General features: G+C 58.2%; 24 protein-coding genes. 16 read left to right on the top strand and 8 right to left on the bottom strand.

The features are described from left to right. Positions 1–122 precede the first annotated feature (122 nt). From I6L41_RS18890 to I6L41_RS18875, 4 genes are read right to left on the bottom strand one after another with little or no spacing between them, the layout of a single operon-like run. Positions 123–962, bottom strand: coding sequence for a CsgG/HfaB family protein (locus I6L41_RS18890; RefSeq protein ID WP_005355003.1), 840 nt, complete (start codon positions 960–962; stop codon positions 123–125). Positions 963–969: 7 nt separating this feature from the next. After that, complete coding sequence (locus tag I6L41_RS18885) at positions 970–1,371, bottom strand: curli assembly protein CsgF (RefSeq protein WP_005355004.1); 402 nt, start codon at positions 1,369–1,371, stop codon at positions 970–972. Between the two features lie 11 nt (positions 1,372–1,382). Continuing rightward, entirely contained in the window at positions 1,383–1,826 is a 444-nt protein-coding gene (locus I6L41_RS18880) for a curli production assembly/transport protein CsgE (RefSeq protein WP_005355005.1), read from the bottom strand. Then, positions 1,826–2,473, bottom strand: coding sequence for a LuxR C-terminal-related transcriptional regulator (locus I6L41_RS18875; RefSeq protein WP_042080923.1), 648 nt, complete (start codon positions 2,471–2,473; stop codon positions 1,826–1,828). The genes I6L41_RS18880 and I6L41_RS18875 overlap by 1 nt, the downstream gene beginning before the upstream one ends. 426 nt (positions 2,474–2,899) lie before the next feature. Between I6L41_RS18875 and I6L41_RS18870 the strand changes: the two genes are divergently transcribed. Both I6L41_RS18870 and I6L41_RS18865 read left to right on the top strand, forming a co-directional pair. Continuing rightward, positions 2,900–3,487, top strand: coding sequence for a single-stranded DNA-binding protein (locus I6L41_RS18870; RefSeq protein WP_005340181.1), 588 nt, complete (start codon positions 2,900–2,902; stop codon positions 3,485–3,487). A gap of 176 nt (positions 3,488–3,663) precedes the next feature. Then, a complete protein-coding gene (locus tag I6L41_RS18865) occupies positions 3,664–4,380 on the top strand; it encodes an ABC transporter substrate-binding protein (RefSeq protein ID WP_236726884.1) in 717 nt (238 codons plus the stop codon). Between the two features lie 72 nt (positions 4,381–4,452). Here I6L41_RS18865 and I6L41_RS20855 read toward each other — a convergent pair whose 3' ends face one another. Beyond that, the gene (locus I6L41_RS20855) at positions 4,453–4,578 is read right to left on the bottom strand and encodes a hypothetical protein (protein ID WP_019445191.1); all 126 of its coding nucleotides are present in this window, start codon (positions 4,576–4,578) and stop codon (positions 4,453–4,455) included. Positions 4,579–5,038: 460 nt separating this feature from the next. On the opposite strand from I6L41_RS20855, the gene I6L41_RS18860 reads away from it, so the two are divergent. From I6L41_RS18860 to I6L41_RS18825, 8 genes are all read left to right on the top strand, one after another. Continuing rightward, a complete protein-coding gene (locus I6L41_RS18860; protein ID WP_201988155.1) occupies positions 5,039–5,941 on the top strand; it encodes a cation diffusion facilitator family transporter in 903 nt (300 codons plus the stop codon). Positions 5,942–6,087: 146 nt separating this feature from the next. Continuing rightward, the gene (yjbD, locus tag I6L41_RS18855) at positions 6,088–6,372 is read left to right on the top strand and encodes a DUF3811 domain-containing protein (RefSeq protein ID WP_005340165.1); all 285 of its coding nucleotides are present in this window, start codon (positions 6,088–6,090) and stop codon (positions 6,370–6,372) included. 596 nt (positions 6,373–6,968) lie between these two features. Next, the gene (gene cspA / locus I6L41_RS18850; protein WP_005316548.1) at positions 6,969–7,181 is read left to right on the top strand and encodes an RNA chaperone/antiterminator CspA; all 213 of its coding nucleotides are present in this window, start codon (positions 6,969–6,971) and stop codon (positions 7,179–7,181) included. A 305-nt stretch (positions 7,182–7,486) separates the two neighbouring features. Next, positions 7,487–8,845 carry an NCS2 family permease gene (locus I6L41_RS18845; protein WP_005355011.1) on the top strand — a complete coding sequence of 453 codons (1,359 nt, stop codon included), beginning with the start codon at positions 7,487–7,489 and terminating at the stop codon, positions 8,843–8,845. 238 nt (positions 8,846–9,083) lie between these two features. After that, positions 9,084–10,154, top strand: coding sequence for a dihydroxyacetone kinase subunit DhaK (dhaK, locus tag I6L41_RS18840; RefSeq protein WP_043851621.1), 1,071 nt, complete (start codon positions 9,084–9,086; stop codon positions 10,152–10,154). 15 nt (positions 10,155–10,169) lie between these two features. Continuing rightward, on the top strand, positions 10,170–10,799 hold the full coding sequence (dhaL, locus tag I6L41_RS18835) for a dihydroxyacetone kinase subunit DhaL (RefSeq protein WP_216960609.1): 630 nt from the start codon (positions 10,170–10,172) through the stop codon (positions 10,797–10,799). A 1-nt stretch (position 10,800) separates the two neighbouring features. Next, positions 10,801–11,517, top strand: a complete 717-nt coding sequence (dhaM, locus tag I6L41_RS18830; protein WP_216960607.1) for a dihydroxyacetone kinase phosphoryl donor subunit DhaM — start codon at positions 10,801–10,803, stop codon at positions 11,515–11,517. Positions 11,518–11,654: 137 nt separating this feature from the next. Next, the gene (locus I6L41_RS18825) at positions 11,655–12,737 is read left to right on the top strand and encodes a glycerol dehydrogenase (RefSeq protein ID WP_216960605.1); all 1,083 of its coding nucleotides are present in this window, start codon (positions 11,655–11,657) and stop codon (positions 12,735–12,737) included. Positions 12,738–12,826: 89 nt separating this feature from the next. Here I6L41_RS18825 and dhaR read toward each other — a convergent pair whose 3' ends face one another. Continuing rightward, on the bottom strand, positions 12,827–14,728 hold the full coding sequence (dhaR, locus tag I6L41_RS18820) for a dihydroxyacetone kinase operon transcriptional regulator DhaR (RefSeq protein WP_216960603.1): 1,902 nt from the start codon (positions 14,726–14,728) through the stop codon (positions 12,827–12,829). A 539-nt stretch (positions 14,729–15,267) separates the two neighbouring features. On the opposite strand from dhaR, the gene I6L41_RS18815 reads away from it, so the two are divergent. Both I6L41_RS18815 and I6L41_RS18810 read left to right on the top strand, forming a co-directional pair. Then, the gene (locus I6L41_RS18815) at positions 15,268–15,756 is read left to right on the top strand and encodes a hypothetical protein (protein WP_201913430.1); all 489 of its coding nucleotides are present in this window, start codon (positions 15,268–15,270) and stop codon (positions 15,754–15,756) included. A 106-nt stretch (positions 15,757–15,862) separates the two neighbouring features. Beyond that, positions 15,863–16,489, top strand: coding sequence for a hypothetical protein (locus I6L41_RS18810; protein ID WP_216960601.1), 627 nt, complete (start codon positions 15,863–15,865; stop codon positions 16,487–16,489). A gap of 219 nt (positions 16,490–16,708) precedes the next feature. Here the strand turns inward: I6L41_RS18810 and ydiK are convergent, their stop codons facing one another. Next, the gene (ydiK, locus tag I6L41_RS18805; RefSeq protein ID WP_005356525.1) at positions 16,709–17,794 is read right to left on the bottom strand and encodes an AI-2E family transporter YdiK; all 1,086 of its coding nucleotides are present in this window, start codon (positions 17,792–17,794) and stop codon (positions 16,709–16,711) included. Continuing rightward, positions 17,791–19,167 carry a phosphatase PAP2 family protein gene (locus I6L41_RS18800; RefSeq protein WP_216960598.1) on the bottom strand — a complete coding sequence of 459 codons (1,377 nt, stop codon included), beginning with the start codon at positions 19,165–19,167 and terminating at the stop codon, positions 17,791–17,793. The genes ydiK and I6L41_RS18800 overlap by 4 nt, the downstream gene beginning before the upstream one ends. A 185-nt stretch (positions 19,168–19,352) precedes the next feature. Here I6L41_RS18800 and I6L41_RS18795 point away from each other — a divergent pair, with 185 nt between their 5' ends. The 4 genes from I6L41_RS18795 (at position 19,353) to pckA (ending at position 23,126) form a co-directional block, all read left to right on the top strand. Continuing rightward, positions 19,353–19,733: a hypothetical protein gene (locus tag I6L41_RS18795; RefSeq protein WP_005340143.1), complete on the top strand. Its 381-nt coding sequence runs from the start codon at positions 19,353–19,355 to the stop codon at positions 19,731–19,733. A gap of 256 nt (positions 19,734–19,989) precedes the next feature. Next, complete coding sequence (hslR, locus tag I6L41_RS18790; RefSeq protein ID WP_005340141.1) at positions 19,990–20,388, top strand: ribosome-associated heat shock protein Hsp15; 399 nt, start codon at positions 19,990–19,992, stop codon at positions 20,386–20,388. A gap of 78 nt (positions 20,389–20,466) precedes the next feature. Beyond that, positions 20,467–21,351, top strand: coding sequence for an Hsp33 family molecular chaperone HslO (gene hslO, locus I6L41_RS18785; RefSeq protein ID WP_005340140.1), 885 nt, complete (start codon positions 20,467–20,469; stop codon positions 21,349–21,351). A 149-nt stretch (positions 21,352–21,500) separates the two neighbouring features. After that, positions 21,501–23,126, top strand: a complete 1,626-nt coding sequence (pckA, locus tag I6L41_RS18780) for a phosphoenolpyruvate carboxykinase (ATP) (protein WP_005340139.1) — start codon at positions 21,501–21,503, stop codon at positions 23,124–23,126. Positions 23,127–23,243: the final 117 nt, after the last annotated feature.

Here is a 23,243-nt window from a genome sequence, read left to right as displayed (position 1 = left end):
CACTCCGCTGATTCGAGGATGAAAAGCGCCGCCCTGTCGCTGAGCAGAAAGTCTTAATTCGTATTCGATGGAGGCCAAAAAAATGCCCTCCACCAGGGAGGGCATTGCGCGAGCGGGAAAACTCAAAGCAGCGGGGCATTGTCTTGCAGGTACTCCTGCAGGATCGGATTGTCGATATCCCGCTGGTCAGCCAGTTGCCACAGATTGTCCCGCACGCCATTGGCTATTAGCCGGATCACCCCGGACTCGATAGCCGACATGACACACATCTGTACCGGTTCATTGGTGCTGAAACCGGCCTCGGCCTCCAGCAGGCGCTTGTACTCGACGAAACGGAATACCCCGGCCTGCACCTGTTGCGACAATACGGTCTTGGAGGTGGTGACACTGTTCAGGATCCGGCCTGAACGGATATCGACGGCGCGCAGATTGACCGTCACCTGATCGACCCGATACTCCCCGCTGGCGCCGATGCCAAAATACTTGGCCCCCGCCCCGCCGGTTCGTACATTGCTGTCATAGGCGACGATCCCCCCCTCGATCAGGATGTTGGCGGCAACTAGCGAGGGCAGTTGATTGGCATTGTTGCCGGGAACGTTGGGCTTGTTCTGGGCCGCCCGCACAATCTTGCGCTCGGTCAGCAGGTTCTGTAGCCCTTCCCGCTCCAGCGGCACAAACCATTGAGAGTCCCACAAGGCCGTGCTCAGCATAGCCACCCCGCCCTGGGTAACTGCCGTGGAGAAGTTGGAGGCCGGTGCAGGCAGGTACTGACCGGTCTGATCGCGAAAATCGTAGACGGCCGCGACAATTTTCCCTTTTGGCTTGGGCAGACTGATCAGCTCCTTGTAAGAGACGGATCGCGGCATCAGGGTTGCCTTCTCATCGGCAACGGGTGAGCCGATATGGGTCGCACAGCCAGCCAGCGCAAGCAGGGGCACTATCAATAACAGTTGTCGTTTCATCGCGCCCTCAGTCGGCAATCAGGCCATTCACTTCGATCATGGTGGTCTGGTTGGTCACCCGGTCGGTGATCGAAACCACCAGAGTGCCATCTTCATCCACCACATTGATGGCAAAATCATCGGTCACCAGACTGCCGCTCTGGCTGCCATCCTTGCCGATATCGGCCAGCAGCTGGCTGATCAGACGGGATTGCAGGTTGGAGGTCAGGCGATCCAGCGCCGAGGTGCCGCTGCTACCGCTGCCACTGGCGGGATCCTTGTAATCATTCTGCGCATTGGCGGTGCCAAGCAGATGACTGCTGTTGAGAGGGTTACCCCCAAAGCTGGGGTTGATGGGGCGATAGACAAGCTCCGACGCATGGAGCGTTGGCGCTATCAGTGCAGCAACTAGCCATAACCGGGCACGCATGAAAAATATCCTTATAGTTCATCATGTTCCAAATCGAAGGTATCCATGAACAGGGTCGCGATCTTCTGCTGTTCGAGGGTCTGCCTGACCTGTGACCAAGCCAGTTTGGCGCTCTGCTCCTGCTGATTGCGGCCGGGAGAGAGCGCGGTTTTAAAAATCACCTTCCGGTTATGAGTGATCCAGATCAGGCTGCCCCAGCGGGCTGTCGGGCGCTCATGAATCGTCAGATTTTCTCTGGCATCCGGGTCTTCATCGCTGCGCAGCCGGGTAAATTCGTTATAAAAGCCCTGACCGAAACGGGTAAAGGTACGATCCAGTACCAGACCATCCACATCCAGCCGATCACTCTCCTGCTCCGGCTGCACCGACTCCAGCGGTGTATCAGCCTCGGCTGCCACAACGGTCGTGCAGCCCCAAAGCAGCGCGAGGCAACACGCCACAGAGAGCGCTTTCATCAGTGGGAGTCCGGAGCATCGAGATACTCTTTGGCCCAGCTCACCGCCTGGATCCGGTTCTTCACATTCAGCTTTTTAAAGACGTTATAGAGGTGGGATTTGACGGTATGCTCGCTGACAAACAGGCTGTCGGCGATCTCGACATTGGAGGCGCCCGTCATCAGATAACGGATGATCTCCTGCTCTCTGGCGGTCAGCAGAGTGTCGTTACGCAGCAGATAACTGTTGCCCTGGCGATAGTATTCGACCAGCTCGCACAGCAGGTGGCGCGGCATCCAGTACTCGCCCAACAGGATTTTCTGCAACCCGGCAACCAGTCTGTCGAGCGGATCCTGACGGAAAAACAGACCGCAGATCTGCGGCCACATCAGCAGCAGGTCGCGATCCGTCGCAGTGGGAGCATTGAGCAGCACGGTGGTCGCCATGCCAAAGCGTTCGGAGATCGCCCGGTTCCAGCCCAGTGACTGGCCGGAGCGAATATAGTCGAGATCGATGAGAAACAGCGTGCCGTCACACTGGTTATCTAGCTGATTAATCTCGTGGATTAGCTGGACGGGACGGCTCAAATGAGAGATGAGGTATGCAGCAAATGTGCTGGCCTGCACATTATTTTCAGTGACCAGTGCGATCGGGCATGCGGCTTTCATTGTGTGCTCTTCCTTGAACCTGTAAACCACCTAATCTGGCCGACTGAGTCTACCAAGGAGGTATGGGAGCACAATATTAAAAAAGTATGAGAATGGATCTCATAAATATCGTAACCATATGTTTTTAGTCGATTTAAAAACCTGTTCCAATTCGCCAATCGGCCAGCATAACAGGAATATATGGCAGAAATGTGATGCCGGACGCGCCGGAAACAGCTGCAACCCGACCATCACTACGGCAGGAGCCAACAGTTACCTTTGGCACATCAAGCAGGTTAAGGATGCTGCCAATCCGCTTCGCAACTGTTACTATGACCGTCACATGCGTCTGCGGGACATTGCGCCCCGTACACAGCAACTAATCAGGTATCTAGTCGTGTTGGACCAGGTTTCGACCTGGCCGGTAAATAAGGTGGAAGAGAGATTATGGCCAGTCGAGGCATCAATAAAGTCATTCTGATCGGTAACCTCGGGCAAGACCCGGAAGTACGCTACATGCCGAGTGGCGGTGCTGTGACCAACATTACTCTGGCTACCTCCGAAACCTGGCGCGACAAACAGACCGGTGAGCAGAAAGAGCGTACCGAATGGCATCGCGTTGTCTTCATGGGCAAGCTGGCCGAAGTGGCTGGCGAGTACCTGAAGAAGGGCTCCCAGGTCTATGTGGAAGGCAAACTGCAAACCCGCAAATGGCAGGATCAGAGCGGCCAGGAGCGCTACACCACTGAAGTGCTGGTCGACAGCTTCACTGGCGTGATGCAGATGCTGGGTGGCCGTCCACAAGGCGGTCAGGGTATGGGCCAGAACATGGGTGGCCAATCCCAGGGTAACTGGGGTCAGCCACAGCAGAGCATGCCTGCCCAGCAGCCGATGAATCAGCAGCGCCCGGCACCGGCTCCGCAGCAGAATATGCAGCCGCAAGGCGGTTATGGCCGTCCTGCCCAGCAGCCGCAATCTGCGCCGCCGGTATATAACGAGCCGCCGATGGATTTCGACGACGATATCCCGTTCTAAGAACAGAATATTGAAAAGGCCCTGATAACTCAGGGTCTTTTTTTATGCACTCAGGCTGAACCTCTCAGCCCGAAAGGGATATAACGCTTTTTGGTTGCCTCCCCTACAGTGATGGATATTCTCCACAGGAACGCTTTGTGAAAAGTGCAATGAAACTGCTCACCCCTTTATTGCTAATGCTGACCAGTATGTTCTCCGGCCAGTTGCAGGCAAAGCCACTCAAGGTCGGGGTCAGCTTTGCCATCCCCCCTTATGTCATCGAAAGTAATCAGCGTGGCATTGAGCTGGATCTGCTGAAAGAGGCGTTCGCTGGCAGCGGCTATGAGCCCAGCTTTGAATTTCTGCCACTGGAGCGTACCTTCCGCCTGTTCGAGTCAGGAAAGCTGGATGCCATCATCAACGTCAGACCCGGTATGGTTGATCCTCACGTTCTGACCCAGCCCGTTATCACCTTCCATAACCGGATCTTCACCCTGCGCAGCACCCACATCAATACTCTGGACGACCTGCATTCAAAACGGGTCACAGCCTTTCAACGGGCAAGGATCATTCTGGGGGGCGCGTTCGCCACCATGGCCAACCAGAATCCCCACTATGAGGAGGTAGCCAAGCAGCAGGTGCAGGTGCACCAACTGATGCGCGGCAGGGTCGATGCAGTCGTACTGGAGGAGCGGGTGTTCTACTACTACCTCGACCAGCTGATCGCCACCGCCCAGGCAGGCGAGCACTACGAGCGCAATCAGGTCAGGCAAGCAGACCTCTTCCCGCCCACCGTCTATCACTTTGCCTTCCGAACGGCCGATGCCCGCAATCTGTTTGATAAGCGCCTTGAGGCGATGCGTCAGGATGGTCGTTATCACCAGATTTTCGCGGCTTACGGCGCCACGCCGTGAGCCACAAACATAAAAGCCAGCCGGTAAGGGCTGGCTTTGTACTGGCTCCGAAGGAACAGCAGTAGGGGAGCGTTACTTCATTGCGCTGCCGTTTTTCAGTTCTGCTTTCTGACGTTTGGCTTCGCGTTTCTCTTTCAGTGACATCTGCGGTTTTTTCTTGGCATCTTTGCCGTTGTGATGTTCTTTGTTACTCATCATCAAACTCCAAAAATGTTACCCAGACAGTTGGTTCCTCATGGGAGCCAGCATGCCATCCGAATCATCAACTTCAGTACGCTTGGTAGGATGGTGCAAGACCATCACCAGACCCAGCATACCCTCCAGCGGCATCCGGATCCAGCCTCATTCTCGTCCAAAAATGCTGTGCTCCGCCCCCTGAGCGGGGAGGCCAAACGACCTCGACAGGAAAGACCAAAAAAGAGTAATTCGCATTATTAAATGTTGTCACGCTTATATTAAGCCATCGTAGGCTAGATATTTTCACGGATAAATATAAATCCCTCTCATTATTTATTGCCGCGCAAGAGGCCACCATTTTAATAAGCATTCGCAATATCACCGGAAACATCAGGTTACAACACCGAATAGGTTATTTCCGGTCAGACGGATATAATGCGCGCCGCACCGAAATATCCGTTTTTATTCAGGAAGCTGTGACATGAACAGAAAAACCAGAGCCGCCATGGTGTCGGTCTGCTCCAATATCAGTCTGATCATCATGAAAATGGTGGCCGGTTTCGCCAGCGGCTCGGTCAGTATCATCTCGGAGGCGATCCACTCCGCCATGGATCTGGTGGCGGCCCTGATCGCCCTGTTCGCGGTGAAAAAGTCCGATCTCCCGCCCGATGAACGCCACCCCTATGGTCACGACAAGATTGAAAATGTCTCCGGCGTCATCGAAGCACTGCTTATCTTGCTGGCCGCGGGCTGGATCATCTTCGAAGCCGTCGACAAGCTGATCACCCCCAGCCCGATTGAAAGCATTGGCTGGGGCGTGCTGGTGATGGTGATCTCGGCGCTGGTCAACAGCGGCGTCTCAGCCTACCTCTATAAGGTGGCCCGAGAGGAGGAGTCGGTCGCGCTGGCTGCCGATGCGCTTCATCTCAAGGCGGATGTGCTCACTTCAGCCGGGGTCGCCGTCGGTCTTGGCGGGATCTGGCTGGCCGGTCTGTTCGACCATTCACTCGCCATCCTCGACCCGCTGGTCGCCATTGCGGTCGCCATCTTTATTGTCAGAGAGGCCATCAGCATGCTCAACGAGGCCTTCCAGCCGCTGATCGACCAGAGCATGAGCCCGGAAGAGCTGGCGATGACCAGCCGCATCATCACCGAATGCTGCCCTGCCGCCAGCGGTTTCCACGATCTGCGCAGCCGTCGTGCCGGTCGTCGCCGCCATATCGACTTCCACCTCACCCTGCCCCCGGAGATGAGCATCGGCGAAGCCCACGATATCTGTGATCGCATCGAACACGCCATCATGGCGCAGTTGCCCCACGCCATCGTGCTGATCCACGTCGAGCCGGAGGAGCAAGAGATGCCTTCACCGCTCGCCATAAATTGAAATGTGGCAAACAGGCGGGAAAGTGGCAGCGAAATAACGGAAAGTTGGCACAAACACGCATTTTTACTGCCGGAAAGCCGATTGCATAAGAAGTGATCGGCACAACTGTGTTAGGGTGTCTAACCACCCTGCCGCAGGAGCGCGCCGTGAAAAAGCTGGAAATGAAAGATCTGACCGAGGCCGAAAAAGCCGAGATAGCCTTGTTATTGCAAAAGGCACAAGCCAATGCAGACCACCAGCTGACCAACGGAGAGCGGAACAAGATCCGCGAAGAGGGTCGCCTGAAAATTGTGGCCGACCGCGCCGAAGCGGCCAAGGCTGCCTCCAAGCTGGCTCGCGAGAAAGCCAAAGAGCGCGCCAAGAACCAGGTACTGCCGGAAACCTTCAGCTGGATTGATTCGGTCAGCAACAAGTTTCGCAGCAAGCGCTGATCCCTTCTTGCAAAACGCCCGCTGGCACTTGTGCCTGCGGGCGTTTGCATGTCTGGGCGATGCTCGATGAGCCAGATTTGGCGCTGCCATTGATTTGCAGCCCAGAAGCTAATCGCAGCAGCAAAGAAGTGATTTACATTGTGACTTAGAGAGAACGCCAACTGACAATCCCCGGTCTATCGCCACCTTTTTCATTTTTTCTCATATTTTTTGTCAGAACTGGCTACATAGTCAGGACAAAAAAGCCGAATCTGACTTGCCACAGGGTGATATGAGTCCGCACTGATTTTTCTATGCCGTTGAAATGCATCATGTTTACTATAAAAAATGATATTTTTGGCTGTTACAAAACATTAATATCGAGATAAAGTTTGCTTTAAAAATGAGAGCGTGTTTTAATCTTTCTCGATGGTTCGGCAGTTCAGACCTGATTATGTTAGGCAGTCATTTTAGTAAAGCAGTGATTAGCATAAGCGTTATCCTCGGATAATTCTTATCAAATAATTCTCCTTCTTTAGTGCTCCCCATACGTATTGCTGACGAAAAATCAAAAATTGCCATTTAGGTGGCATTCAACACTATTTAAGGAAATTATTATGTCTAACAAAATGACTGGTACCGTTAAGTTCTTCAACGCTGAGAAAGGTTTTGGTTTCATCTCCCCGGCTGACGGCAGCAAAGACGTGTTCGTACACTTCTCCGCTATCCAGTCCACCAGCTTCAAAACCCTGGACGAAGGTCAGCGCGTTGAGTTCACCATCGAGCAAGGCCAGAAAGGCCCGGCTGCTGCCAACGTAGTTGGTCTGTAATTCAAGCCGGAGCATGCTGCTGATGGCTCATGCCAACTGCTGACAGCTCTGCAAGAATTTAAAAAAACCCGCTTCGGCGGGTTTTTTGTTTTTCCCCGCTTTTTCCTCACTGATCTCCCCTCCCCCGACCGCTTGCTCCCTGCCTTACACGCTCTCACCGCTTGAGTCTTACAATAAGCTCCGAATGGACTCAAAATGTAAAATAGTGACGAAAAAGTCAGGTTATCCGCTGTATTTGCCGCGAATTCTTGCTATTTTGCGCGCCACCAACGCAAACGATTTCCTTCACACTTTCAGGATTAGTTATGGCAAAGCAAGATATGGCCGCCCAAACAGGGACTGGCGGCTTTCTGGACTCTTATTTTTCCATTTCTGCGCGCGGCAGCAGCGTGCGTCAGGAGCTGGTCGCGGGGCTGACCACCTTCCTGGCGATGGTCTACAGCATCATAGTGGTGCCGAACATGCTGGGCGCTGCCGGCTTTGAGCAGGGCCCGGTGTTTGTGGCCACCTGCTTGATAGCTGCCTTCGGCTCCCTGCTGATGGGTCTGTGGGCCAAACTGCCGATGGCTATCGGTTGCGCCATCTCCCTCACCGCCTTTACCGCCTTCAGTCTGGTGCTGGGTCAGGGGCTGAGCATTCCGGTCGCGCTGGGCGCCATCTTCCTGATGGGTGTGCTGTTTACCCTGATCAGTGTCACCGGCGTGCGCCAGTGGATCTTGGATAACCTCCCCTCCGGCATCGCTCACGGTACCGGCATCGGTATCGGTCTGTTCCTGCTGCTGATCGCCACCAACGGCGTCGGCATGGTGATCAAGAACGAAGGAGCTGGCCTGCCGGTACAACTGGGTGAAGTGACCGCCTTCCCGGTCATCATGACGGTGCTGGGTCTGGCCGCCATCTTCGGTCTGGAACGTCGCAAGGTGCCGGGCGGCATCCTGATGGTGATTATCGCCATATCCATCCTCGGCCTTATCTTCGACCCGAAAGTGACCTGGCAGGGCTTCTTCGCCATGCCGAGCCTGACCGGTGAGAAGGGCTCTCTAGTGGGCAGCATGGATCTGCTGGGCGCCCTCAATCCGGTAGTCATTCCGACCGTACTGGCGCTGGTGATGACCGCCGTGTTTGACGCCACCGGTACCATCCGTGCCGTGGCCGGTCAGGCTGGCCTCATCAACGAACGTGGCCACATCATCAGCGGCGGCAAGGCCCTGACTGCCGACTCCGTCAGCAGCATGGTGGCAGGTGCCGTTGGTGGCGCTCCGGCTGCCGTCTACATCGAATCCGCCGCAGGCACCGCAGCCGGTGGCAAGACCGGTCTGACCGCCGCGCTGGTCGGCGTGCTGTTCCTGCTGATGATCTTCCTCTCCCCGCTGAGCTATCTGGTACCGGCTTACGCCACCGCACCGGCCCTGATGTACGTCGGTCTGCTGATGCTGGGCAACGTCACCAAGCTGGACTTCAGCGACTCGGTCGATGCCCTCTCCGGCATGCTGTGCGCCGTCTTCATCGTGCTCACCTGCAACATCGTGACCGGCATCATGCTGGGCTTCGTGGCGCTGGTCGTTGGCCGCATCTTCGCTGCCGAGTGGAAGAAGCTGAACGTCGGCACCGTCATCATCGCCCTGGCGCTGGTGGTCTTCTATGCCGGTGGCTGGGCCATCTAACCCGCCCGCATATTCCGGTTATAGCGAAGGGCCCTGCGGGGCCCTTTTTCATGGCTGTGAGTCAGCTAACAGTTTCCCGCCCGCTAGCCCCGCGCCGTTTCAGATTGAAACATCCATCCCCCTTCTGCTGTTTCAAATCCGAACCAAATCGCCCGTCATTTTTATCCCTTTTTCTGTCGTTAGACTGGCTCCATCAACCATTTGCCCACCCGAGCGGTGGCAAGCCAAGGAGTGAGCCATGAAGAAACTGATCAATGCCGTCGATGCCGTGGTCCGTGAACAACTGATGGGGATGGCAGCCGCCCACCCCGAGCTCAAGGTACGTATCGAACCCCACTACATCACCCGCGCCGACTCCCCCGTGATGGGCAAGGTGGCGCTGGTCTCCGGCGGTGGTAGCGGCCACGAGCCGATGCACGGCGGGCTGGTGGGCAAAGGGATGCTGGATGGCGCCTGCCCCGGCGAGATTTTTACCTCCCCGACCCCGGATCAGATGTACGAGTGCGGTCAGGCCGTTGATGGCGGCGCGGGCGTGCTGTTTCTGGTGAAGAACTACACCGGCGACGTACTCAACTTCGAGACCGCGGTCGAGCTGCTGCACGGCGATGGGGTCAAGGTGGGCTTCGCCCTGATCGATGACGATGTCGCGGTCAAAGACAGCCTCTACACCGCAGGTCGCCGTGGCGTCGCCACTACAGTGCTGTGCGAGAAGCTGGTCGGTGCCGCCGCCGAGGCGGGCTACGATCTGGCGCGCTGCGAGGCGCTGGCCCGTCGTATCAACAACCAGAGCCGCACCATAGGCGTGGCCATGCATGCCTGCACTGTGCCTGCTGCTGGCAAGCCCTCCTTCACTCTGGCGGACAACGAGCTGGAGTTCGGCGTCGGTATTCACGGCGAGCCGGGCATCGAGCGTCGCCCCTTCACCGACCTCAATACCCTGGTGGACGATATGTTCAGCGAGCTTACTGACAACACCCCCTATGGCCGCACCCTGCGCCACTGGGATCGCACCAGCGGCAGCTGGCAGGAGGAGCACACCTTTATCGAACCGCTCAACAAGGGTGATCGGGTCATCGCGCTGGTCAACAGCCTCGGCGGCACCCCGATTTCAGAGCTCTACGGTGTCTATGGTCGCCTCGCGACCCTGTGCGAGGAGGCGGGCATCCATCTGGTGCGCAACCTGATCGGCCCCTACTGCACCTCCCTCGACATGACCGGCATCTCCATCACCCTGCTCAAGGTGGATGATGAGCTGATGACCCTGTGGGATGCCCCCGTTCACACCCCCGCCCTACGTCGCGGCTGCTAAGGAGTGCCGATAGCCATGCTAAGCAAACACCACATCGTCAACTGGCTGCTCGACTGCGAACACATCTTTACCGAGCAGCGTGACTACCTCACCGCGCTGGATACCGATATCGGCGACGGCGATCACGGCCTCAACATGCAGCGCGGCTTCGCCAAGGTGGCCGAGAAGCTGCCCGCGGTAGCAGACAAGGATATCGGTCAGGTGCTGAAAACCACCGGCATGACGTTGCTCTCCTCGGTCGGCGGTGCCAGCGGCCCGCTCTACGGCACCTTCTTTATCCGGGCCGCGGCCAGCAGTGATGCCTGCCAGAGCCTCAGCCTCAGCCAGCTGTGCAAAATGTTGAGTGACGGGGTGGAGGGCATTGTTTCTCGCGGCCGCGCCGAGCCGGGCGACAAGACCATGTGCGATGCCTGGTGGCCGGCACTGGCCGCCCTGCAACAGGCGCAGCAGCAAGAGTTGTCCCTCAACGATGCGCTGGGCAAGGCGGTGGCAGCCGCTGCAGCCGGGACCGAGGCCACCATCCAGATGCAGGCCCGCAAGGGGCGCGCCAGCTATCTTGGCGAGCGCAGCATCGGCCATCAGGATGCCGGGGCCACCTCGACTCTGCTGCTGCTGACCGCCCTGCGTGACAGAGCGAGGTTGTGACATGATCGGAATCGTAGTGGTCTCTCACAGCGCCATGCTGGCGGCCGGCTTGAAAGCGCTGGCCGACCAGCTCGGTAGCCCGGCCAGATTGCTGCTGGCGGCCGGGGTCGATGACCCCGACCACCCCATCGGCACCGACGCCATCGCGGTGATGAGTGCGATTGAAGAAGCGGACGACGGCAGCGGCGTGCTGGTGCTGATGGACTTGGGCAGCGCCCTCCTGAGTGCCGAAACCGCCCTCGAACTGCTGCCCCCCGAGTTAAGCGCGAGGGTGCGGCTCTGCTCCGCCCCGCTGGTCGAGGGTACTCTGGCCGCCGTGGTGGCGGCCGGTTCCGGCCTGACGCTGGACGAGGTAGCCACCGAGGCGCTCGGCGCGCTGGGCCCGAAACAGGCGATGCTGCCAGCCAGCGCGGAGCAGGCTGCTACCGAGACGGCCCCCGTTGCCGACGACGGCTGGCTGCGCTGCGAGGTGGTGGTGGATAACCCCCACGGCCTGCATGTGCGCCCCGCCGCCCGACTGGTAGCCGCCCTCAAGCCCTTTGCCGCTGAACTCAAGCTGCAAAAGGGGGATAAAGAGGCCAATCCCCGCAGCCTGACCCGGCTCGCCATGCTCAACGTGCGTCAGGGCGACCAGCTCACCCTGCTGGCGCGCGGGGAGGATGCCACCGCAGCATTGGCCTGCTTCCAGCAGCTGGCCGCCGAGCGCTTTGGCGACTGACCTGCCTGCTTCAAGGCGCGGCAGCGACCTTATCGGCCAGCCGCCGCGCCACTGTTGTGCAAGTAAAGACGAAGGAGTCCCCGGCACTGCCGCCCCTTCGCCCCGATTCTTAATTCATAAAGAGAGAGGGATAAAATATGGACCGCATTATCATCAGCCCCAGCAAATACGTGCAAGGCAACGGGGCCCTCGCCAATATCGGCAACTACGTCAAGGCGCTCGGCAGCAAGCCGCTTATTCTGGCCGACGCCTTCGTCACCAAGCTGGTGGGCGATACCGTGGCCACCAGCTTCCACGGCGCCGGGATCAAGCCGGAGTTCGACTGCTTCAACGGCGAATGCTCCCGCCCCGAGATCGACCGCCTGCTGGCCCGCTGCCAGCAGACCCCGTTTGACGTCATCATCGGCATCGGCGGCGGCAAAACGCTGGATACCGCCAAGTCGGTCGCCTTCTATCAGAAGGTGCCGGTGGTCATAGTGCCCACCATCGCCTCCACCGATGCCCCCACCAGCGCGCTGGCGGTCATCTACACCCCGGAAGGGCAGTTCAGCGAATACCTGATGATCCCGACCAACCCCAACATGGTCATCATGGATACCGGCGTGGTCTCCCGCGCTCCGGTACGGCTCTTGGTCTCCGGCATGGGTGATGCACTCTCCACCTACTTCGAGGCGCGCGCCAACAAGGTCTCCGGTTGCCATACCATGGCCGGTGGCGCCTCCACGCTGGCGGCGCAGGCCATTGCCGAGCTCTGCTACAAGACCCTGCTGGCCGATGGCTACAAGGCCAAACTGGCGGTGGAGCAGGGGCTCTGCACCAAAGCGGTGGAGAACATCATCGAGGCCAACACCTATCTGAGCGGTATCGGCTTCGAGAGCAGCGGTCTGGCCGCCGCCCACGCCATCCACAACGGCCTGACCCAGCTGACCGAGTGTCACCACCTCTACCACGGCGAGAAAGTGGCGTTCGGTACCCTAGTGCAGCTGGTGCTGGAGAACGCCCCGATGGCGGAGATCGAAACCGTACTGGCCTTCTGCCGCTCGGTGGGCCTGCCGACCAACCTGCATATGATGGGGGTCAAGGAGCTGGATATGGCGCGCCTGATGGAGGTAGCCAAAGCCTCCACTGCCGAGGGCGAGACCATCCACAATATGCCGTTCAAGGTCACTGCCGAGGATGTGCTGGCGGCCATCGTCACCGCCCACCAGCTTGGGCTGTAACTGCACCACAGCTGACCCTTCGATATAAAACGGCCCCGCAACTGCGGGGCCGTTTCGCTTTCTGCGGGCCAGTTGGCGGCGGCTCACCATCAGCCGTGATAGTCGGCGGGATCGATCTCGAGCAGCTTGAGCCGCCGCCAGAGGGTAGTTCGGCTGATGCCCAGATGCTGGGCCATCTGGCTCACCTGTCCCTTGCAGGCGTGGGCGCAGCGCAGGATGGCTTGCCGCTCCAGCTCCGCCAGCGTGAGCAGCGGTTGCCCCACCACCTCGTCCGCCACCCGCTGATAGCCGTGCCGAATGGCAGCGGGCAGCGCCTCGGGCGGGATCGGCCCCTGACCGGCGTGGAGCAGCGCATGCTCGACGGCGCTGCGCAACTCCCCCAGATTACCGGGCCAGGGATAGGCCAGCAGACAGTCGAGGGCCGCCGGACTGAACTGGCGTAACGGCTCGCGCCCCTGCGCCGCCAACTGCTGGCTGATCAGGCCCGGCAGATCCGCCGCGCGCTCCCGCAGCCCCGGCAGCCACAACTCGCACGCCTGCAAGGCATAGAGCAGCTGGCGGCCAAACAGCCCCTCCTGTACCAGCTGCTCCAGCGGGGCGCTGCTGGTGGCGATAATCCGCACCTTGAGCGGCAGGATACGGGCCGAATCGAAGCGCTGGATGCGACCGGTCTTGAGCAGTTGCAGCAGCGCCGCCTGCATGGGAGCGGAGAGGCACTCCACCTGCTCCAGTACCAAGGTGCCGCCGTGGGCCATCTCGAACTTGCCCGCCCGCTCCTGCCCCGCCTCGTCGGAGCCCATCAACTCCAGCGCCATCCGCTCGCTCGGCAGCGCCTTGCAGTTGAGGGTAATGAGCGGCCCGGCGGCCCGTTCACTGCCAAAGTGGATCGCCTCCGCCAACTGGGCCTTGCCCACCTCCTCCTCGCCACGCAGCAGGATCGGCCCCTGGCTCTGGGCCGCCTGCCGGGCGTAGCGCAGCAGCTTGCGCATGGCGCTCGACTCCCCCACCAGTGCCGACAACTCGGGCACCGTCTGGCGCAACTGGTGAATGGCCCGCAGCCGATCGACCGGGTGCAGCAGGGCGATAAAGCTGACCCCCTCCGGCCCCGGCAGCGGCTTGAGGCTCACCAGCGCATTGATAAACTCCCCCTCCTGAGCGCCGAGCCGCTCCAGCGTCACCTCCACATGGCTGAGTGGCGTCTGCCCCCTGATGGCCAGCTGCAACCGCTGTGGCAACAGCAGGTGCTGCTCCAGCGGCTGACCGAGACAGAGTGCCGGATCGAGCCGCAGCCGGTTGGCCGCCAGCGCGTTGAGGTAGCGCAGCCTGCCCTGCGGATCCCAGGCCAGCACGCCGTCATCCATGCCATCGAGCAGGGCGTAAAGTTCGCTCAGGTGGTGCTGGGACTCCTGCATCAGGGTCTCCATCTGCAGCAGATGGGCCAGCTCGCGCCCGGCGCTGACGGTAAGCGCCAGATCGCCGGCGCTCGCCTCCTCCACCTTGCAGATCAAAGCGATGATGGCGACCTGACGGCCATTGCTGTTGTAGACCGGGCTGGCGCAGCTGTGCCACGGGTGCAGGGTCTGATTGAAGTGCTGGGCACCGCTGACACAGAGCGGTACCCCCTCCAGCGCCGCCAGATTGATGGCATTGGTGCCGATGCGCCCCTCGCTGAAGAAGGCGCCGGGGCCAAACCCCAGCGCCGCCAGCTCACGCAGGGTGTCGGGGTGGCCGGTCTGGGCCAGCAGGCAGCCGCTCTCGTCGGTGAGCAGCAGGGCGCAGGGGCGCCCCTCCATAAATTCGTAGAGATCCTCGAGGGCCATCTCGCCGGTGGTGAGCAGGTCGCGCTTGCGCTGGCGCAGGCTCTGCAAGGTCTGCCCCTTGGCGCTGTGGGGCGGATGCCAGAGGGTGGCACTGGTCTGGTGGGCGCAGCGCAGCCAGGATGCCTGCAGATAGTCAGGCCAAGCAAGCGGCGGCTGAAGGTCAGATGGCATGGTCACAGCAATATCCGGCAAGATGTGAGCCGACCATTTAACCACGCCAGCGCCCCCGATTCAGTGACCTGCCTCAGAGGGTGGCAAGCCCGCTCTGCTCTTGGTCGGGTTCGCCTCGAGTTTGGCGATAAGGCCGCCGACAGCGGTGGCGTGTAGTGCATCATCATTCACCAGCCAGCCCCTCCCCTACAGACAGATAGCCGGCGCGTTGCGGCGCATCGGGTTATATCGCCATGCCAATACGCCCTCAGACCTGCAGCCATAAATCTTAGCCAGATATGCCATATGATGTGTCACCTCGATCACACTCCTGAGTTGTTCAAGATGCCGAATCTGGGTAACGCTTTCCATTGCCGTGCCATAAATGTATTTTTCCCCTACTGCAAAACAGAGAGTCAAAAGAGGATGAAAAGAGAAAACGACTGCCGTCCAATTTTTATTAGATTGCTCTCCGAAGACTTGAAGTTATATGGAAAAATCTAGTAAAGGATTGTTATCACGTTGAACATTATCACTGTTACGTTTTATTTGGAGTAAATATGAGTTCCCATACTACAGTTATTGTTAATTGGCGTGGCCCATTTTCTTATGATGAGATAGAAAGTAATCCAGACTTAGGAGATGGTCTTTATCTTGCGACTGGAAAATTAAAACACAAGCGAGAAGAGACAATCCAATACTGCGGAATTACTGAGGGGAGTTTTATTAGGAGATTTAAATCCCATCATAAACTCCATAACATCAACCGAGACAAAAAATTCTGGATCGGAAAAATTCAATACCCTGATGAGGCATCTAGATACTATTTGGAAATGGCCGAGTCAATGATAATATATTTCTGGCAACCAGAACTAAACGAGATGAAAAAAATATCACTACCAAAACCTATCACCCTTATCAATAATTGGTATAAAAAGGATTATACCCCACGTTATCGTCAGCATCCTATGTGTAAATATCTTGCTGATGTACTGTCTTGGGATGGAGAGTTATGGCGTAGTGGTAACTTAAAAGTTTGGGGAGATTAAAACATAAATAGGGATGTCAACACACTGTTTTGCTTATACGCTAACTTTGTTATATTCCCACCCTTTAACCAAATATCAATCAGATCCCTTAGGAGGAAATTTGGCTATGGAAGAAGTATGCTCTACCACCTTGATGTGGATTGAGCCAAAATTTATTATCCCAGCATTTATGGTACTCTTATCCTCAGGACTTTTTCCACTTTTGTTACACAAATACAAAGTTAAGCGTGAGCGTGAAGAGAAATTATTTGACACTAGAAAAACTGAGTATCAGGGATATTTTAAGAAAATCGAAGAGGCTGCTCGACTAGCAGGTCAAGACTACGATAAATATTTAACTGAAACGTTTCCTAATGCGACAAGAAAACTGTATGAGTCTAACACTTCACCAGAGGCTATTGTCGAATACCAACAAACTCTTAATGACTTTACAAAGAGTATAAATGAAGGATTTCAAAAGGCGACAAATGAACTCATTAGCTTAAGGATTGTCTGTAGTAAAGAGCTGACTCTTTTACTCGATGCGTTTGAAAGTACCTACCAAGAAATGATACGCCTTCAACCTCAAATGCTGGCAGAGATTAGAGCATCTATGACGATGGAATCATTTATTTCGGGACAATTTAATTTTGAGACGCAGAGTAAAGCCAAAATGACGAACTTGGGTATCTCTTTAGTAGATACACGGAATAAGATTATTTTTACCATGCGGCACGAACTTGGCTTTGAGTAGCTGAAAGTACCCATGTAAGTTCGATTGAACGTGAAGCGTAATCGAACCTACATGGGACGGTAATATGTGGGATATGCAGGTTGGCGCGGATCTGCCAATCCGACACGATCGCCATAATCATAATCGCCACAAATAAAAGAGCCGCCCTTATGGGCGGCTCTTTGCATCAGCGATGGTGACTGATTCATCTTGTTACCGAATCGTCTTTTTACTGAATCGTTATTGGGCCTTGGGCGCTTCAACCGCAGCGGTCGCCGGTTGGTCATCTTCCTTGATCCAGGCATCCAGCAGGGTGTAGCCCACCGCCAGCACCACGGGGCCGATAAAGAGACCGATGATCCCCATGGTCAGCAAGCCACCGATTACCCCCACCAGAATGAGGATGAGCGGCAAGTCGGCGCCCCGCTTGATCAGGAAGGGGCGCAGGAAGTTGTCCATGGTGCCCGCAATCAGTGACCACACCAGCAGGAAGGTGCCCCAGGTGGTGTCACCGCTCCAGTAGAGGTAGCCGATACAGGCCAACAGCACCGGGAAGGGGCCGATCTGGGCGACGATCAGCAGGAACATCACCACCACCAGCACCATGGCGTAGGGGATACCGGCAATCAGCAGGCCGACACCGGCTACCGAGGATTGCACCAGAGCGGTCACCACCACGCCCATCGCCACGGCACGGATCGCCTGTGAAGCCAGCACGGTGGCATTGTCGCCACGCTGGCCCGCCAGCCGGTGGGCGAAGCGGCGAATGCCGGTCGCCACCACTTCACCCGAGTGATAGAGCACCCCGCAGATACCGACCGTCAGCAGGAAGTGGACGAACAGCAGCCCCAGATTACCCGCCTGAGAGGCCAGCCAGCGGGCGGTCTGGCCGAAATAGGGGGCCAGCTTGGCAAACAGCACCTGACCACCGCTCGCCAGAATTTGCTGCCAGAAGTCATAGAGCTTGTCGCCCACCAGCGGGATCTGTTGCAACCAGAGCAGCTCCGGCGGCGGTGACTGGCTGATATGGGTACCCAGCTCGATCAGCATGGGGGCCTTCTCCGCCACATTGGCCAGCGTCATAAAGAGCGGGATGACAAACATCAGCAGCAACACCAGCGTCATAAAGAGGGCCGCCAGGGTGCGCTTGCCCCACAACAGGCGCTGCACCATCAACATCAGCGGCCAGGTGGCGATGGTGATCATGGTGGCCCACACCAGCGCAGGCAGGAAGGGCTGCAACACCAGGAAACAGGAGATAATCAGGATGCTGAGAAACAGCACCCCCAGGGTTATCTTGGCCAAATCCACTTTTTTCACATTCATAGAGTTCCCTTGTCAGAGCCGTTGCCCTTGGGTCGAGTGTCGCATTTCAAGAAAGAGAGTATCCACCAGAGGCCAGCGCTCAACCAGAGCCCCAGCCCGAAAAAGAGCACAAACTGACCAAGCAGGATCGTGAGCGAACTACTGGTCAACAGCGGCAATGCCCAGAGCCCCGCCCCGATCAGAGCGCCCCCCGCCAGCGTGACCGCGCCGGTCACAATGGGGGGATAACCGCCGCGAGTCAGGGAGCGCAAACCGCCAACCCAGAGCCCGAGGGCCGCCATGCCGATCCCGGTCAGATGGGCCGACTGGGTCAGCCCCCCGAGCGCCAGCGCAGATGCAATCAGCAGCAGCCAAGCCGCCGACTGCCTGTCGGCACGCCAGCAGGGACGCGCGGCCAGCAGCAAGGCGCCAATCAGCAGGCCAACCGCCACATCGGAGATAAAGTGCACCCCGAGCCAGACCCGCGCCAGACCGGTGGTCAGCGCCAGCGAGTAGGCCTGTCCGCGCCGGGCAGGCCAGAGCCAGCCAAGCAGCGCCCCCCAGAACAGCAGGGCCGATGCGGTGTGACCGCTCGGCATGCCAAAGCCCTGGGCACTGTGAGTCGCCAGTTCAGGTTGCAGATGGAAGGGACGCGGCCAGCCGATCCCCTCCTTGCTCGCCTGCACCAGCAAGCCGAGCCAGAGCATGGCGAACAGCAGCTGGCGCAGTCGCGGCCACCCCAGCAGCGGGAGCAGCAAAGGTATCAGGGCAAGCTGAAAGCCGCCTGAACCAAACAGATTGCTGACCGACAGCCACCAGACATCGGGCCCCAGCCACTGTTGCAGCCGCAGCATCAGCGGGATCTCGGCCTGATGCAGCGCATTGCCCTGCGCCACAAAATCGGCCTGCCAGCGCACCTCGCTCTCGGGCACCTTATCCAGTCGGGATTGCAGCCAGTCGAGCTGCTCCGGGAAGCGGCGCTGTGCGCGGGGGAGCTTGTCCACCGCGATCAAGCGGGCATTTAGGATCTCGCCACCCAGATTGGGGGCTTGCAGCAGCGAGACAAAATCGGAATCTTGCTGCGCGACGATAGGCTCAAGAGTGCGGCAGGCAAAAACCTGCGCTTTCTGCCAGCGGCCAAGCTCCGCGACGATTTCCCCGCGCAGGCCGGTCTCTTCATGCAGCTCGCGCAGCGCCGCCTGCTGCGGGCTCTCGTCGCCATCTATGTAGCCGCCGCTCAGGCTGTAGCGGGAGGAGATGCGATCCTGCACAAGCAGCAGTTGATCCTGATGGCGGATGGCGCAGGCCGCTGCCGTGGGGGCTGCCGATTCGGCACTCAGGGCTGGCAGAGCGGCAAACAGCGCCAGCAAGAGTAAAAAGAGGGTTCTCGACATCAATTTGCTTTCCCTATGCACAATGGCGACAAGCCTCCCAGAAATCAGATAGTTGGGCAACGGTAGCGGCCGGATCGCCGCCGTTCCCGCCGCGCTGGCGGTACACGGAAGATTGCGATGAAGCAGGGCACTCCCTACTATTGGCGGCTATCTTCAATTTCATGCAGCAAACGCTGGAGCCCTCCATGAGACAGTTCGGCTTTTTCCTCGGCATCGCCATCGGTGTCATTTTGATCCTGTTCGGCAGCATCGTCATCTTCCAGGCGCTCCCTGCCGCACTGGATGTACTGGAGATGCCAAGCCGCATCCCGTTCGTGCGCGAGGTCTACACCTGGCTGATGACCAGCGCCAACGGCCTGACCGCCCAGCTGGAGCAGAACTTCCTGGAAGCGTTCCAGACCGTGCTCAAGCTGATCCTGCTCATCACCTTCATGTGGGTCTGCGTCAAGCTGGTCAACATGGGGGTGCTGATTATCCGCGCCGGGGTTGATCTGATCCGCACCGCCATCGCCCACAGCGAAGGCCCCCACGACCAGAAGAAGCCGGATCAGCACGATCACTTCTGACTAAGCAGTGGTCAACGGATGTGAACGCTGCCGCCCCCAACCGGGGCGGCAGCTTTATATGTGCGGTATGGAGGCCCCTCCCTGCCCCCATGAATACCCGATAAAGCAGCGGCTTTCCCTTGTGAATCAGCAAACTGCCCATATGTTGCATCACCTTGACATGGTTTGCGCCCCGCACGGCGGCTGCCCGGTTTCTATCCCGACCCCGTGCTCTGGTATAATCGACCACCTCTTTTCCCCGTTATGGAGCCTGTTCATGCCCAATCATGCAGAAAGTGCCCTCGAGGTTCGTCTCGACAAGTGGTTGTGGGCAGCCCGTTTCTACAAGACCCGCTCCATTGCGCGGGATCAGATAGACGGGGGCAAGGTGCACTACAATGGTCAGCGCAGCAAACCGGGCAAACAGGTGGAAGTGGGTGCATTGATCCGCTTCTGGCAGGGGCAGGATGAACGCGAAGTGCGGGTGCTGGCCTTGAGCGAGCAGCGCAAATCGGCCCCGCTGGCCCAGCAGCTCTATGAAGAGACCGCCGAGAGCCTGAAAAAACGGGCCGAGAACAGCGAGGCGCGCCGCTTCAACAGCCAGTTTGCCCCCAGCCCCGAGCGCCGTCCCGACAAGCAGGAGCGACGCCAGTTGCTCAAGGTCAAACAGTACTGACCGACCCCGATTTGATACCGGGCTGGCATCAACCCCAGCCCGCCCGATTTACCTCACCGAAGAACCCAGGAACATATGATGAGCAACCAAGATCTGCTGTATCGCTATCTGTTTGAAGAGTACGAAGTACGTGGCGAGCTGGTCCAGCTGGATCACACCTACCGCCACGTAGTGGAAGCCCAGAACTACCCGGTGCAGGTGCAAAAACTGCTGGGCGAGCTGCTGGTCGCCACCAGCCTGCTGACCGCCACCCTCAAGTTTGAAGGCTCCATCACGGTGCAACTGCAGGGCGATGGCCCGGTGCGGCTGGCCGTGATCAACGGTGACAACAACCAGCAGCTGCGCGGCGTGGCCCGCTATGAAGGCGAGCTGCCGAGCGATGGCAAGCTGCAGAGCCTGATTGGCAACGGCCAGCTGATCATCACCATCACCCCGGAGCAGGGCGAGCGCTATCAGGGCATCATCGCGCTGGATGCCGACACCCTGGCGGGCTGCCTGGAGCACTACTTCGCCCGCTCCGAACAGCTGGCCACCAAGCTGTGGATCCGCACCGGCTATCACGAAGGTGCGCCGCGCGCTGCCGGCATCATGCTGCAGGAGCTGCCAGCCCAGAGCGAGGATCACAGCAACGATTTCGATCACCTGACCCAGCTCACCAGCACCATCAAGGATGAAGAGCTGTTCGGCCTGCAGGCAGAAGAGATCCTCTACCGTCTCTACCATCAGGACAAGGTGCGGGTGTTCGATCCGCAGGCGGTCGAGTTCCGCTGCACCTGCTCCCGCGAGCGCTGCGAAGGGGCCCTGTTGCAGATAGAAAAGGAAGAGGTGATGGAGATGGTGCAGGAGCTCGGCAAGATCGACATGCACTGTGATTATTGCGGCGCCCAGTACCAATTTAATGGGATCGATGTCGAAACCCTGTTCAGCAGGGCTCCCGGCAATGATGCAAACCAGTTACACTAATTAAAGGCGGGCAAAACCCGCCTTTAACTTTAATAACAAAAAAATACCCTATTTTATAAAGTTTGATGGCGATCGCTAAACTCTACCACCTAAGTGATAGGATGACCGTCAGATAGAACCCTACCAACCTCTGAACCCAGGAGAATACAATGACAATCGTGGCAGAACCCACCCTGGCCCAACAATTAGGACTGGACCAGTACGGCATCAAAAACAGCCAAGAAATCGTTCGCAACCCCTCTTACGAGCAGCTTTTCGCCGAAGAGACACGCCCTGACCTGGAAGGGTTCGAGCGCGGTGTGGTGACCGAGCTGGGCGCCGTCAACGTAAACACCGGTATCTTCACCGGTCGCTCCCCGAAAGATAAATATATCGTCAAAGATGCCACTACCCAGGATACTGTGTGGTGGTCTGACCAGGGTAAAAACGATAACAAAGCGATTACCCCGGAAGTGTGGTCACATCTGAAAGGGCTGGTCACCAAACAGCTCTCCGGCAAGCGCCTGTTTGTAGTCGACGGTTTCTGCGGTGCCAACCCGGATACCCGCCTGGCCGTGCGCATCATCACCGAGGTGGCCTGGCAGGCACACTTCGTGAAAAACATGTTCATCCGCCCGAGTGATGAAGAGCTGAAAACCTTCAAGCCTGACTTCGTGGTGATGAACGGTGCCAAGTGCACCAACCCGAACTGGAAGGAGCAGGGTCTCAACTCCGAGAACTTTGTTGCCTTCAACATGACCGAGAAGATGCAGCTCATCGGTGGCACCTGGTACGGTGGCGAGATGAAGAAGGGCATGTTCTCCATGATGAACTACTTCCTGCCCCTGCGCGGCATTGCCTCCATGCACTGCTCCGCCAACGTGGGTCAGGACGGCGACGTCGCCATCTTCTTCGGCCTCTCCGGCACCGGCAAGACCACCCTCTCCACCGATCCCAAGCGTCAGCTGATCGGCGATGACGAGCATGGCTGGGATGACCACGGCGTGTTCAACTTCGAAGGGGGCTGCTACGCCAAGACCATCAAGCTCTCCGAAGAGGCCGAGCCGGATATCTACCACGCCATCCGTCGCGATGCGCTGCTGGAGAACGTGACCGTTGCTGCCGATGGCACCATCGACTTCGATGATGGCTCCAAGACCGAGAACACCCGCGTCTCCTACCCCATCTATCACATCGACAACATCGTCAAGCCGGTCTCCAAGGCAGGTCACGCCACCAAGGTGATCTTCCTGACTGCCGATGCCTTCGGCGTGCTGCCTCCGGTCTCAAAACTGACCAAGGAGCAGACCAAGTACCACTTCCTGTCTGGCTTCACCGCCAAACTGGCCGGTACCGAGCGCGGCATCACAGAGCCGACTCCGACCTTCTCCTCCTGCTTCGGCGCAGCCTTCCTCTCCCTGCACCCGACCAAGTACGGTCAGGAGCTGGTGAAACGGATGGAAGCGGCAGGTGCAGAAGCCTATCTGGTCAACACCGGCTGGAATGGCACCGGCAAGCGCATCTCCATCAAGGATACCCGCGCCATCATCGACGCCATCCTGGATGGCTCCATCGAGAAGGCCGAGACCAAGGTGCTGCCGATCTTCAATCTGGAGATCCCGACCGCGCTGCACGATGTGAACCCGGCGATCCTCGACCCGCGCGACACTTATGCCGACAAGGCCGAGTGGGATGCCAAGGCCGTCGATCTGGCAGGGCGCTTCATCAAGAACTTCGAGCGCTTCACCGATAATGACGAAGGCAAACGTCTGGTTGCGGCAGGCCCGCAGCTGTAACAGGCTCGCTTCGTATCAGTGACATCATGCCGGTCAGCCACGCTGACCGGCATTTTTGTTTTTGTGGAGCGCCGAACGCCGCCATCGCCCCCGTTAAAGGGGCCAAAACCTTGCCTT

Source organism: Aeromonas sp. FDAARGOS 1411 (genome assembly GCF_019047125.1).
Lineage (GTDB): Bacteria > Pseudomonadota > Gammaproteobacteria > Enterobacterales > Aeromonadaceae > Aeromonas > Aeromonas veronii.
This window is presented reverse-complemented; position numbering and strand designations above follow the sequence as displayed.